This window comes from Cryobacterium soli (genome assembly GCF_003611035.1).
GTDB classification, from domain to species: Bacteria; Actinomycetota; Actinomycetes; order Actinomycetales; family Microbacteriaceae; genus Cryobacterium; species Cryobacterium soli.
In genome coordinates this window covers 2,166,771-2,179,355 of record NZ_CP030033.1, presented here as the reverse complement: position 1 = coordinate 2,179,355, position 12,585 = coordinate 2,166,771, and the positions used below count along the sequence as shown (strand labels likewise).

Annotated in this window: 11 protein-coding genes; 9 read left to right on the top strand and 2 right to left on the bottom strand. The window is 70.1% G+C overall.

The window, feature by feature from the left end; all coding sequences use genetic code 11:
• Window positions 1-9: 9 nt before the first annotated feature.
• Entirely contained in the window at window positions 10-1,011 is a 1,002-nt protein-coding gene (locus DOE79_RS09935; protein ID WP_120338362.1) for a LacI family DNA-binding transcriptional regulator, read from the bottom strand.
• 211 nt (window positions 1,012-1,222) lie between these two features.
• Here DOE79_RS09935 and DOE79_RS09930 point away from each other — a divergent pair, with 211 nt between their 5' ends.
• From DOE79_RS09930 to DOE79_RS09915, 4 genes are all read left to right on the top strand, one after another.
• Window positions 1,223-2,533, top strand: coding sequence for an extracellular solute-binding protein (locus DOE79_RS09930; protein ID WP_120338361.1), 1,311 nt, complete (start codon window positions 1,223-1,225; stop codon window positions 2,531-2,533).
• A gap of 7 nt (window positions 2,534-2,540) precedes the next feature.
• Window positions 2,541-3,554 (top strand): carbohydrate ABC transporter permease, encoded by a 1,014-nt coding sequence (locus DOE79_RS09925; RefSeq protein ID WP_120338360.1) that lies wholly within the window; start codon window positions 2,541-2,543, stop codon window positions 3,552-3,554.
• Window positions 3,551-4,435 carry a carbohydrate ABC transporter permease gene (locus DOE79_RS09920; RefSeq protein WP_120338359.1) on the top strand — a complete coding sequence of 295 codons (885 nt, stop codon included), beginning with the start codon at window positions 3,551-3,553 and terminating at the stop codon, window positions 4,433-4,435. Before DOE79_RS09925 ends, DOE79_RS09920 begins: the two co-directional genes overlap by 4 nt.
• A gap of 68 nt (window positions 4,436-4,503) precedes the next feature.
• Window positions 4,504-6,825: a beta-xylosidase/alpha-l-arabinosidase gene (locus DOE79_RS09915; protein ID WP_120340265.1), complete on the top strand. Its 2,322-nt coding sequence runs from the start codon at window positions 4,504-4,506 to the stop codon at window positions 6,823-6,825.
• A gap of 9 nt (window positions 6,826-6,834) precedes the next feature.
• On the opposite strand, the gene DOE79_RS09910 is transcribed toward DOE79_RS09915, so the two are convergent.
• Window positions 6,835-7,335, bottom strand: coding sequence for a MarR family winged helix-turn-helix transcriptional regulator (locus DOE79_RS09910; protein WP_120338358.1), 501 nt, complete (start codon window positions 7,333-7,335; stop codon window positions 6,835-6,837).
• A gap of 101 nt (window positions 7,336-7,436) precedes the next feature.
• Between DOE79_RS09910 and DOE79_RS09905 the strand changes: the two genes are divergently transcribed.
• The 5 genes from DOE79_RS09905 (at window position 7,437) to DOE79_RS09885 (ending at window position 12,583) form a co-directional block, all read left to right on the top strand.
• Entirely contained in the window at window positions 7,437-8,228 is a 792-nt protein-coding gene (locus tag DOE79_RS09905; RefSeq protein WP_120338357.1) for an SDR family NAD(P)-dependent oxidoreductase, read from the top strand.
• A 123-nt stretch (window positions 8,229-8,351) separates the two neighbouring features.
• Window positions 8,352-8,819 (top strand): nitroreductase/quinone reductase family protein, encoded by a 468-nt coding sequence (locus tag DOE79_RS09900; protein WP_220094318.1) that lies wholly within the window; start codon window positions 8,352-8,354, stop codon window positions 8,817-8,819.
• 475 nt (window positions 8,820-9,294) lie between these two features.
• Window positions 9,295-10,362 carry an acyl-CoA dehydrogenase family protein gene (locus tag DOE79_RS09895; protein WP_162942698.1) on the top strand — a complete coding sequence of 356 codons (1,068 nt, stop codon included), beginning with the start codon at window positions 9,295-9,297 and terminating at the stop codon, window positions 10,360-10,362.
• The gene (locus DOE79_RS09890) at window positions 10,356-11,852 is read left to right on the top strand and encodes a PIG-L family deacetylase (protein ID WP_120338354.1); all 1,497 of its coding nucleotides are present in this window, start codon (window positions 10,356-10,358) and stop codon (window positions 11,850-11,852) included. Before DOE79_RS09895 ends, DOE79_RS09890 begins: the two co-directional genes overlap by 7 nt.
• The gene (locus DOE79_RS09885; protein WP_245977258.1) at window positions 11,849-12,583 is read left to right on the top strand and encodes a glycosyltransferase family 2 protein; all 735 of its coding nucleotides are present in this window, start codon (window positions 11,849-11,851) and stop codon (window positions 12,581-12,583) included. Before DOE79_RS09890 ends, DOE79_RS09885 begins: the two co-directional genes overlap by 4 nt.
• Window positions 12,584-12,585 lie beyond the last annotated feature (2 nt).

Sequence of the window (12,585 nt, the reverse complement as noted above, 5' to 3'; positions counted from 1 at the left end):
GCACGGCAACTACACGCGCGGGGGCGCCGTCGTCGCCCGGCGCACGAGCCCGGTGGGGAGCCGGATGTGGTTTTGCGGCAGGGAGTCGCCGTTCAGCAGGGAGACGAGCATCCCGGCGGCGGTGGCGCCGAGCCGCTTCATGGGCTGCCGGATGGTGGTCAGCGCGGGGTTCATCTGCGATGCTTCGGGGATGTCGTCGAAGCCGATCACCGAGAGGTCGCCCGGCACCTCGATCCCGAGCTCCGCGGCGACCTGGATGATCGCGATCGCGGACAGGTCGTTCGCGGCGAACACCGCAGTGGGGCGGTCGGTCATCGACAGCAGCGACGCTGCCGGCGCCTTGGCCGTGTCGCGTTTGTACAGGCCGACTCGCACCAGCGCCGGGTTGAACGGGATGCCCGCATCCGCCAGCGCCTGGCGATAACCGGCCTCTCGGAGGGTGGCGCTGCGCAGGTCCGGACGGCCGCCGAGGAAACCGATCCGCCGGTGGCCGAGTTCGATGAGGTAGCGGGTGGCCTGCAGGGCGCCGCCGAAGCTGTCCGACTCGACCGTGGGGAGGTCGGCCCGGCCGGTGTGCGGGTCGATGGCCACGACGGGAATCTCGGTGGAGGTGGTATCCACCGTGGGGGTGACCATGATGGCGCCGTCGATCAACGTGCCGCTGAGCCGGCTCAGCGACCGCCGCTCCCAGCCGTTGGTCTCCCGCTGCCGCGACCCGCTGTAGGCGAGTAGGTCATAGCCGGAATCCTGCAGGGCGACACCGACGCCCTTGAGGATCTCGGCGCTGAAGGGCTCAAAATCCGCCACCAGGATGCCGATGACGCTGGTGCGGCGGGAGCGCATGCTGCTGGCGACCAGGCTTGACTCGTAGCCGAGCTGCTGCACCACGTCGAGCACCCGCGCTGTGGTCGCGGCCGAGATGCCGTACCGGCCGTTGACCGCCTTGGAGACCGTGGCGACGGACACGCCTGCGGCGGCGGCGACGTCATGGATCGTGGCACGGGGAGACATGGGATCAGCATAGGACGTTTGGAAACTGTTTTCGAAAACGTTTGACACTATTTTTTCTGACTGTGACACTGAGGCAATTCGGATGTCGGACGGGCCATCGCAGTGGGCGTGCCGAAGGCCGAAAATACAGCACTGCCCGACAGGGCGCGGCTCCACACCAAGACCATCGATGACCGATGGCGTCCCTCAATGAAGAGAAAAGGTTGAACCAATGAAGGTGAACCACACCACAGCGAAGAGAATCTTCGCGGGAACCCTGGTCCTGGGCCTCGGTGCCCTGGGCCTGACGGCCTGTAGCGGCGACTCCACGGGCGACGGGTCGTCATCCGGCGGCGACGTCACCATGAGCCTCTGGCAGAACTCCACCACCGGCCCCGGCCAGGAATTCTGGAAGAAGACCGTTGCGGACTTCGAGACGGCCAACCCCAATGTGACCATCAAGATCCAGGCCATCCAGAACGAAGACCTGGACGGCAAGCTGCAGACGGCGCTCAACTCCGGCGACGCACCCGACATCTTCCTGCAGCGCGGTGGCGGCAAGATGGCGGCCATGGTCGCGGCTGGCCAGCTGATGGACATCACCGGCGGCATCTCCGACCAGGTGAAAGACGAGATCCCCGAGGGGTCGTTCATCGCGAACAGCCTCGAGGACAAGATCTACGCCATGCCCGTCGCGGTTCTGCCCGGCGGCATCTTCTACAGCCAGGACCTCTTCGACGCGGCCGGGATCACCGAGACCCCCACCACGATCGACGAGCTCGAAGCCGACGCGGCAAAGCTCAAGGCCACCGGCGTCGCACCGATCGCGCTCGGCGCCAAGGACGCGTGGCCCGCTGCGCACTGGTTCTACTTCTTCGCTCTGCGCGAATGCAGCCCGGCCGTCCTGGCCCAGGCCGCTGACACCAAGGACTTCAGCGACGGATGCTGGATCAAGGCCGGCGAGGACCTCCAGAGCTTCGCCGACACCAAGCCCTTCAACGATGGCTTCCTCACCACCGCCGCCCAGCAGGGCGCCGGCAGCTCCGCGGGTCTCGTGGCCAACCACCAGGCTGGCATGGAACTGATGGGTGCCTGGAACCCGGGCGTCATCGCCTCCCTCACCCCTGACGAGAAGCCGCTGGCCGACCTGTCCTGGTTCCCGTTCCCCGAGGTCTCCGGCGGCGAAGGCAAGCCCGGCTCCATCCTCGGTGGCGTGGACGGCTACTCCTGCTCGGTCTCTGCGCCGCCGGAATGCCTCGACTTCCTCAACTACATCGGCAGCTCCGATGTGCAGAAGGAGTACTACGCGGCCTTCAACGCCCCGCCCGTGAACACGGTCGCCCAGGAAGCCGTCACCGAGCCCTACCTCAAGCAGATCATCGAGGCGTACAACGCTGCACCGTACGTGTCGCAGTGGCTTGACACCGTTTACGGCCAGAACGTCGGAAACGCCCTCAACGTGGGCGTCGTCGACCTCCTCGCCGGCAAGGGCAGCCCGGAACTCTTGATCCAGGCAGTCAACGACGCGGCCAAGAAGGCCTAGGCAGCTCATGTCAGTTCGCGAGAATACTTCGACGCGATTAGAGGTGGATCTCGCGAGCGGCGGGAACTCGGGCACCACGCCCGGGTTCCCGCCCGTGCGGCGCCCCCGCCGCGTCAACTGGGGCGCCCGAGTAGAGATCGCGGTCCTCGTCGGGCCCGCGCTGATCGTCTTCCTCGGCTTCGTGATCTTCCCCGTCATCATGGCGGCGTACTACGGCTTCTTCAGCTGGCAGGGCTACGGCCCGCCGACGCAGTTCGTCGGGTTCCGCAACTACGTCACCATCCTCCAGGACCCCACCTTTCAGGAGGCCCTGACGCACAACGGCGTCATCGTCGTGCTCTCCCTGGTTCTGCAGGGGCCGGTGGCAATCCTCCTCGCCCTGCTGCTGAACCGGAAACTGCGCGGCCAGTCGCTCATCCGGGTGCTCATCTTCGTTCCGTACGTCATCTCCGAGGTCGTCGTCGGCACCGGCTGGAGCCTGATGCTGCAGTCCAACGGCGCCGTGAACGGCCTGCTGGAGAAGGTCGGCCTGGGCGCGTTCACCCAGGACTGGCTGTCGAACCCCGACATCGCCATCTGGACCCTCATGGTGATCATCACCTGGAAGTACGTTGGCTTCGCCGTCATCCTCTTTCTCGCCGGGCTCCAGGGCATCCCCGAGGAACTGCCGGAGGCAGCGGCCATCGACGGAGCGTCATTCTGGCAGATCCAACGCCACATCACGCTTCCGCTGCTGGCGCCCACGCTGCGCATCTGGGCGTTCCTGTCCATCATCGGGGCGCTGCAATTGTTCGACCTCGTCTACATCATCTGGGGCCAGTACATCGCCTCCACCGCGGGCACCTCCACCATGGCGACGTACCTCGTCACCAACGGGCGGAACGCCGGCAACTACGGCTACGGAAACGCCGTGGCCGTCGTGCTCTTCCTGATCTCCCTGATCGTGGCGCTGATCTACCAGCGCTACGTGCTGCGGCGCGACACCGAAGGCGCCATCACTGGAAAGGGGACGGGCAAATGACCGTGCTCACTACGCCCGCCGTGGCCTTGCCGCCGGCCAACCCGCCGGCCGAGATCAAGGCTGCCAGGCGCTGGGGAACCCCCGTCGCCTACGTCGTCGCCGTGCTGGTGATCGGCCTGATGCTCGCCCCGGTGCTGTTCATCATCATCGGCGGGTTCCGCACCAACGCGCAGATCACCACGGACCCCTCCGGCTGGCCGAGCGTGTGGAACATCGGCAACTACCTCGATGTACTCACCGGCGGTACCTTCTGGCGACTGGTGGGCAATTCGCTCATCGCCGGGCTCGCCACCACCTTCGGCGTCGTGCTGCTGGGCCTGATGGCCAGCTATGTGCTGGCCCGGTACTCGTTCCGCGGCCGCGGCATCCTCTACGCCATGTTCGCCGCCGGACTGATGTTCCCGATGACCGTGGCCATCACCCCGCTGTACCTGGTGGTGAAGAACCTGGGCCTGATGAACTCGCTCGGCGGCGTCATCCTGCCGCAGATCGCGTTCGCCTTGCCCACGACGATCATCATCCTGGTGCCGTTCCTGCGGGCCATCCCCGACGAGATCCAGGAGGCTGCCTTCATCGACGGCTGCAGCCGGCTGGGCTTCTTCTGGCGGATGATCGTGCCGCTGGCCATGCCCGGCGTCATCACCGTGGGCATCCTGGCCTTCATCGCCAGCTGGAACAGTTACCTGCTGCCGCTGTTCATCCTGAACAACGATGCCGTGTTCACCCTGCCGTTGGGCGTGCAATCGTTCGCCTCGCAGTACTCCGTGGACACCGCGAAGGTTCTCGCGTTCACCTCCCTGTCCATGATTCCCGCCCTGGTGTTCTTCGCCCTGTTCGAGCGTCGCATCGTCGGCGGGCTCACCGGCGCGGTCAAGGGCTGATCTGCCGCCCGCGTGTGGCGTCAGTGTTTTTGTCGAAGTAGAAAGAGAACGTTGTGACCAACCCCGAAATGCCGCCGGTGTCCGAACGCGTGCGCGCCCTGCACGCGCAGATGACCCTGGAGGAGAAGCTCGCGCAGCTCGTTGGATACTGGGTCGACCAGGGCGGTGAAGTCGTCGCCCCGCTCGCGGGGGAGATGGCCACCTCGACCCGGTACGACGAGGCGACGACCCACGGGCTCGGCCACCTCACCCGCGTCTACGGCACCCGCCCGGTCGACCCGGTGGAGCGTGCCGAGTGGCTGTGGGCCGAGCAGCGCCGGCTCAAGGAACAGACCCGGCTGGGTATCCCCGCCATCGTGCACGAGGAGTGCCTGACCGGGCTCGCCGCGTGGAAGGCCGCGACCTTCCCCACCCCGCTGGCCTGGGGGGCCGCGTTCGACGCCGAGCTCGTCGAGGAGATGGGCCGGCTGATCGGCGGCTCGATGCGGCAGCTCGGCATCCATCAGGGCCTCGCGCCCGTGCTGGACGTCATCCGCGACCCGCGCTGGGGCCGGGTGGACGAGTGCATCGCCGAGGACCCCTACGTCGTCGGCACCATCGGAACCGCGTATGTGCGGGGGCTGCAGGCCGAGGGTGTGCACGCGACCCTCAAGCACTTCGTGGGATATTCGGCGTCGCAGGCCGGTCGCAACCACGCCCCGGTGCACGCCGGCCGGCGCGAGATCAACGACGTGTTCCTGCCGCCGTTCGAGATGGCGGTACTGGACGGCGGGGTGCGGAGTGTGATGAACTCCTACGCCGAGATCGACGGAGCGCCCGTGGGCGCCACCCCGGAGTACCTCACCGAGATCCTCCGGGACCACTGGGGCTTCGACGGTGTGGTCGTGTCCGACTACTTCTCGGTGGCATTCCTGCAGCTGATGCACGCCGTCGCCGCCGACCGCGGTGAGGCCGCCGAGCTGGCGCTGGCCGCCGGGATCGACGTGGAACTGCCCACCGGTGACGCCTTCCTCGCGCCGCTGATGGACCGGGTGCGGGCCGGTCTGACCGACGAGACGCTGATCGATCGTGCGGTGCTCCGCGTGCTCACGCAGAAGGAGGACCTGGGCCTGCTGGACGAGACCTTCACCATGGCGCCCACCGAGATCGACCTCGACTCACCCGAGCACCGCCGCGTGGCGCGGGTGCTGGCCGAGGAGTCCCTGGTGCTGCTGACCAACCAGGGCGTGCTGCCGCTGGGCGGAACCGCCGGCCAGGGGCCCCGCAGCATCGCCGTGCTGGGGCCGAACGCGGACTCCACCGAGGCGCTGATGGGCTGCTATTCGTTCGTGAACCACGTTCTTGCCCACCACCCCGACGTGCCCGCTGAGCTGTCGATGCCCACCGTGCTCGAGTCGCTGCGGGCCGAATTCCCCGGCGCCGAGGTCCACTACGCCGCCGGCTGTGCCGTTGAGGGAGACGACGACACGCTCCTCGCCGCCGCAGTGGAGGCGGCCCGGCAGTCCGACGTGGCCGTGGTCGTCGTCGGCGACCGGGCCGGGCTGTTCGGCCGCGGCACCGTGGGCGAGGGCAACGACGTGGAGAGCCTGGAGCTCCCCGGTCTGCAGCGCCGGCTGGTGGAGGCCGTCACGGCCACCGGCACCCCCGTGGTCATGGTGTTGATGACCGGCCGCCCCTACGCCGTGGCGTGGGCCATCGACGGGCCGGATGCGCCCGCTGCGGTTCTGCAGGCGTTCTTCCCCGGCGAGGCCGGCGGCGGCGCCATCGCGGCGGTGCTGGCCGGCACCGTCGCGCCGACCGGGCACCTGCCCGTGTCGTTGCCGCGGGCGGCGGGCGCGCAGCCGTACTCGTACCTGCACCCGATCCTCGGCGGGCCGAGCGATGTGACCAGCGTGGACAGCACCCCGGTGTTGCCCTTCGGGCACGGGCTGACCTACACGACCTTCGAACGCACGGCGCTCGAGGCCGACGCCACCGTCGACGCCGGCGGAACCTTCTCGGCGAGCGTGCGCATCCGCAACACCGGGGTGAATGCGGGCACCGACCTGGTGCAGTTCTACGCCAGGGACGTGCACGCCAGCGTGACCCGGCCGGTCGCCCAGCTGCTGGGCTACCAGCGGGTGACCCTCGAGCCGGGTGAGGAGGCCGTGGTGCGCTTCCAGGTTCCGACGGCGCGACTGGCCTTCACGGGACTGGCCTTCGAGCGCATCGTGGAGCCCGGCGAGGTGGAGCTGTGGGTGGGTCCGTCCTGCGCTGCGAAGGAGACCACCGGGAGCATCCGCATCACCGGGGCCGTGCATCGCGTGACCGTGGAGGATGCCCGGCTGGTCGCCACCGCGGTCGAGCGGTTGGCCGAGCGGTCGCGGGGCACGGAGGCGGTGCCCGCCTGACGCGAAGGACTATTCGCCGCCTGCGGTTGACGGCGCCCAGGCTGGGGCCGAATCGATCGTGGTGGCGATCCGTCCGCTGATGGCCGCGAGCTGGCGCACCTGCGCGGCGGTGAGGGAACCGAAGACGAGCTCTTCGACAAGGGCGTGGTGCGCGGGGGTCGATGCGGCCACGAGGGCGTGCCCGGTGTGGGTGAGGATGGCCAGGGTGAACCGGCCGTCGGCCGGGTCGACCTCACGCCGTACCCAGCCCTTCTTTTCGAGCCGCGAGATCGCCCGGGAGAGCCGGGAGAGCGTGCTGCTGGCGTAGCCGGCGAGCACGCTCATCCGAAGCGTGCGTCCTGGAGCGCTGTCCAACGCGAAGAGCAGGCCGTGCTCGTAGTGCGTGAGGCCGCTGTCCCGCTGCAACTGGGCATCGAGCGCCGCCGGGAGGCGTTCGAGCAGAGTTGCGATGGAGGCCCACGCCGCGAGCCGGTCGCCGCTGAGGCCGGACGGGTCGAGGGAAGGCGTCATGTATTCAGTCTAACCGACTTGCTCAAGCAAGTGAAAAGGCCTAGCCTGACTTGCTCGAGCAAGTAAAAATCGCGCGGTGGTTGCCGCCGGATGGAGACGACATGGACCTGCAGTTGCGTGGCAAGACGGCGTTTGTCAGCGGATCGACACAGGGGATCGGCTTCGCCGTGGCCTCGACGCTCGCCGGAGAAGGCGCGCGCGTGATCGTGAACGGCCGTCACCAGGCGTCGGTTGACGCGGCCGTGGCCGACCTGCGGCGTGCGCATCCCGAGGCGGCCCACGCCGGTTTCGTCGCCGACTTCGCGGAAGCGGCAACCGTCGAGCGGCTGATCGCCGAACTCGGCGACGTTGACATCCTCGTCAACAATGTCGGCCTCTTCGGCCTCGCGGAGTTCGAGTCCATCACCGACGACGAGTGGCTGCGCTACCTCGAGGTGAACCTGATGAGCGGCGTTCGGCTGTCCAGGCACGCCCTGCCCGGCATGCTGGAGCGAGGCTGGGGCCGCATCCTCTTCGTCGGCAGCGAGTCAGGCGTCAACGTGCCCGCCGACATGATCCACTACGGAGTCACGAAGGCCGCGATGATCGCGCTCAGCAACGGCCTCGCCAAACGCACCCGCGGTACCGCAGTGACGGTCAACACGATCCTCGGCGGCCCGACCTATTCGCACGGTGTCGCCGCCACAATCGAATCCATCGCCGCCGCTCAGTCCGCCCCGGTGGACGCGGTGAAGGCGTCGATCATCGGACAGAACCACACCACGTTGCTCGAGCGGTTCATCAAGCCCGAGGAGATCGCATCGCTGGCGGCCTACCTGGCAAGCCCGCTCGCATCAGCCACGAACGGTGCGGCAGTGCGGGTGGATGGTGGAGTGCTGACGGGAGTGCTCTAGGCCCAGCCGCCCCACGTCAGTGGGCCCAAGGTCAGCCGAGGATGCGGGTGACCGACTCGACCGCGGCGGCGGCGTCACTACGGGCCCTGTCCGGCCCGGCGGCTCGCGCGTAGTATCTGACCGGTGAGCTTCGATGACCGGCACCGGCAGATGTACAGCGGAGGTCGCCCCGGCCGGGCGGCCCTGCGATCAAACCGATTCATGGGCCGGCTCGCAGCGTCCGGCCTGTTGGGCTGGTGGCTGATCCGGCTGGACACCGTGAACCCGAAGTCGGGCACGCCCCTGCGCCTGCCGCTGGTGACCGCCCGGGTGGACGGGCGTCGCTATGTCGTCTCGATGCTCGGCCAGGGAGCACGGTGGGTGCGCAACGTGCGGGCCGCCGATGGGCGCGTGTCGATCCGGGCGGGGCTGCGTCGGGAGGTTCGGCTCACCGAGGTGGACGTGGCCCGCCGGCCCGCCATCATCAAGAACTACCTGCAGCGTGCCCCGGGCGCCCGCCCGCACATCCCGGTGGATAAGGATGCGCCGGTGGCAGAGTTTGCGGCGATCGCGGCGGACTACCCGGTCTTCGAGATCGGCCGGGTGCGCTGACCGAGCCGGGGGGACACCGGGCAGAGGGCCGGCCGACCGGACAGAAGGAAGGGGCGGGCCACCCCGATGACGGCCCACCCCAAGCGGGGATGTTTCTGGTGTGACCTCGGTCAGGCCCTATCAACGGTGCCTCAGGGCCACACTTCGGGGAACACCCCCGTTTGGGGGGATCATATCCCCGAATTCATCGGTTCGTAAGGCCTGGAGGGCGACGGATCTGGCCGGGTCGCCGGTTGATTTGGCAGGATGTTCTGACAGGTGTCGCAGCGCTCGGGGAGCCGGCGCCGCGGAGTGGATGGCGCGGATGGCGCACCGGAGGAGAACAATGGCAACGCAGTCAGGCGCGGCGACGCAGGGGGCACCCGGGGCACCGGTGGCGGCAGTTCCGGCGAGGGATGCTGCGGCGTCGGCGTCGGCGCCGGTTTCGGTGCGGGGCGTCCGACGCCGGCCAGGATCCGCGGTCGGGGCGGCCGGCGTGAGAGCCGCGGGGCCGCACGAGCCGGGCAGTGCGAGCGCGGTGGCGGCTGCCGCAGGGGCGGTGGATGGCGACGCGGGCCGCGCCATCCGGTTCGCCGTGGAGACGGCGCGCCTGCTGCCGCAGCCCGGCGCGGGGCAGACCTCGCTGCTCTTCGATGCCCTGGCCAGCGCGGCCGCGGCCGACCTCACCGCGGCGCGCGTGCTGGAGGCGCACGCCGATGCGCTGACCATCCTGCGGCAGGCTCGCGGTGACACGGCGGTGCCCGGTTCGACCGGCGCCGGCACGCAGAGCTGGGGGGTCTTCGCCGCCGAGGGGCCGGGGGTGCGGCTGTCCGCCACCCGCAGCGACGGCGCGCCCGAGGACTCCGGCTGGCAGCTGGACGGAACGAAGCCGTGGTGCTCCTTGGCGGGATCGCTCAGCCACGCCCTGGTGACCGCCCACACCACCCCCGCTGGTGCCGAGCCCGGGCACCGCCGGCTGTTCGCCGTCGATCTCGGCGACCCCGGAGTGCGCGTGCACGAGGGCAGCTGGGTCGCGACCGGGCTCACCCAGGTGCCCAGCGGTCCCGTGGACTTCAGCGCGGTTCCCGCCGTGCCGGTCGGCGAGGATGACTGGTATCTGAGCCGGCCCGGGTTCAGCTGGGGCGGCATCCAGGTGGCGGCCTGCTGGTGGGGTGGGGCCGTGGGGGTGGGCCGGCAGCTGCGCCGGGCCGCAGAGGGCCGTGCGCCCGACCAGATCATGCGGGCCCATCTCGGCGCGGTCGACCTGGCGCTGCTCGGCGCCGGGGCTGCCCTCTTCGATGCCGCGACCGCGATCGACGCGGGTGAGGCCGTGGGGGCGGATGGCGTGCTGCTCGCCGCGCGGGTGCGCGGGCTTGTCGCGCGCACGGTCGACGAGGTGGTGACCCGGGTCGGGCACGCGCTCGGTCCGGCGCCGCTCGCGCTTGACGCCCGGCACGCCCGACGGGTCGCCGATCTGACCCTGTACGTGCGGCAGCACCACGCCGAGCGTGACGACGCGGCGCTCGGCGACCGCGTGCTTGGCGAGGAGCTCCCGGCATGGTGACCTTCACTCACGACGGCGGCGGAACCGGCGAAGAGGTCTGGCAGGGCGCCGACTGGGCGGTGCGCGCCCGGCCGCTCACCCTGTCCGGCTGTGACCGGCTCGTGGTCGTCGCGGCGCACCCCGACGACGAGTCCCTCGGTGCCGGCGGCCTGATTGTCGCGGCCGCGGCCCAGGGGATCCCGGTCACCGTGATCGTGGCCAGCAACGGTGAAGCCTCGCACCCGCACTCGCCCACAACCACACCCGCCGCCCTCGCGGTGGTTCGCCGTGCCGAGGTGGTGGCGGCCGTGCGCGCGCTGACGCCGGCGGCGCGCATCCGGCTGCTCGACCTGCCCGACGGCAGCCTCGCGGCCCACCGTACGGAGCTGGCCGACGCGCTCGTGGCAGAGGCGACGGCGGATGCGCCCGCGGATGCCGGTGGGGTGTGGCTGGTGGCCCCGTGGCGGAAGGATGGTCACCCCGACCACACCGCGGCCGGCGAGGCTGCGGCGCTCGTGGCCGCCCGTATCGGCGCCCGGCTGTTGGAGTACCCCATCTGGGCCTGGCACTGGTCGACCCCGGCGGATGATGTCTGGCCGGCCGGCGACGGCGCCGAGGTGCTGTATTCGATCGCCCTGGGCGCGGCGGGTCATGCGCGCAAGAGCGCCGCGATGGCCGCGCACGTCAGCCAGGTGCGTCCGCTCTCGGCCTACCCCGGCGACGAGGCGATCGTGCAGCCGGGCTTCGCCGCGCACTTCGAACGCCCCTGGGAGATGTTCCTGGAGGCGAGGCCCTCCATCGTGCGTGCACCCGACGCCGCAGAAACGCCCGGCAGTCCGGCGCCTGATAGTGACGCGCCCGATGCGCCCACGCTCGACCGCGCCGCGCCCGATACGCCGGCGCCCGGTAGCCTGACGGCCGAATTCTTCGACGACTTCTACTCGGGTTCGGACGACCCGTGGGGCTTCGAGACCCGGTGGTACGAGTCGCGCAAGCGCGCCGTCACCCTGGCCGCGCTGCCGTTGAAACGCTACGGTGCGGCGCTCGAACTGGGCTGCTCCATCGGGGTGCTCAGCCGCGAGCTCGCGGACCGCTGCGACACCCTCCTCGCCACCGACCTCGCCGAGCGGGCGCTCGACGTGGCCCGCCGCCGGCTGGCTGGGCTCCCTGGGGTCACTGTCGAACAACGCATCCTGCCCGCCGAGTGGCCGGAAGGCAGCTTCGATCTGGTCGTGCTGTCAGAGATCGGCTACTACTGCTCGCCGGCCGACCTGGATGTGCTCCTCACCCGCTGCCGGGACAGCCTCGCGCCCGGCGGGTCGCTCGTGGCCTGCCACTGGCGGCACCCGGTAGGCGAATACCCGCTCGGCGGCGACGACGTGCACGCCGCACTGGCCGCGCTGCCGGGCCTGGAGCGCACAGTGCTGCATCTGGAACGCGACTTCGTGCTTGAGGTCTACGAACCGGCCCCGGCCCGGTCGGTCGCCCAGCGTGAGGGCCTGGCGCCGTGACCAGGCCGCTCGAGACTCCGCATCGTGAGCCCGCGCGGATCGATGCCGTGCTCGTGGTGGTGCCCGCCAGGAACGAGGAGAGCAGGCTGCCGCGCTGCCTGGCCGCCCTGGCCGAGGCCGTTGCGGTGGTGCGGGAGGAGTTCGGCGTCGACGCCCCCGCCATCTCGGTGCTTGTCGTGCTCGACCGGTGCACCGACGGCTCGGCCGATGTCCTGGCCGAGTGGCCCTGCTTCCTGACCATGGAGAGCGACGCCGGCTCGGTCGGCTCGGCCCGCCGCCTCGGGGTGCACCGGCTGTTGGCCGGCACCGTTCCTGAACACACCTGGGTGGCCACGACGGATGCCGACTCCGCCGTTCCCCGGCGCTGGCTGGCCGTGCAGTTGGCGCTCGCCGAGGCGGGCACCGAGCTGATGCTGGGTACGGTGCTGCCCGACGCCGACCTTCCCGCCGGGGAGCGTGCCCGCTGGCACGACGAGCACAGCCTGGTGGACGGGCATCCGCACGTGCACGGCGCCAACCTGGGCGTGCGGGCGGACCGGTACCTCGCCGCCGGTGGCTTCCGTGACGTGGACTCCGACGAAGACGTGCTGCTGGTGGGGGAGTTGCGCCGTCTGGGCGTGCACGAGTGCCGCACGGCCCTCATCCCTGTGCTCACCTCCGGTCGGTTGGACGGCCGGGCGCCGGGCGGGTTCGGCGGTTACCTGGCCGACCAGGTGGCCGCGAACCGCTAGGA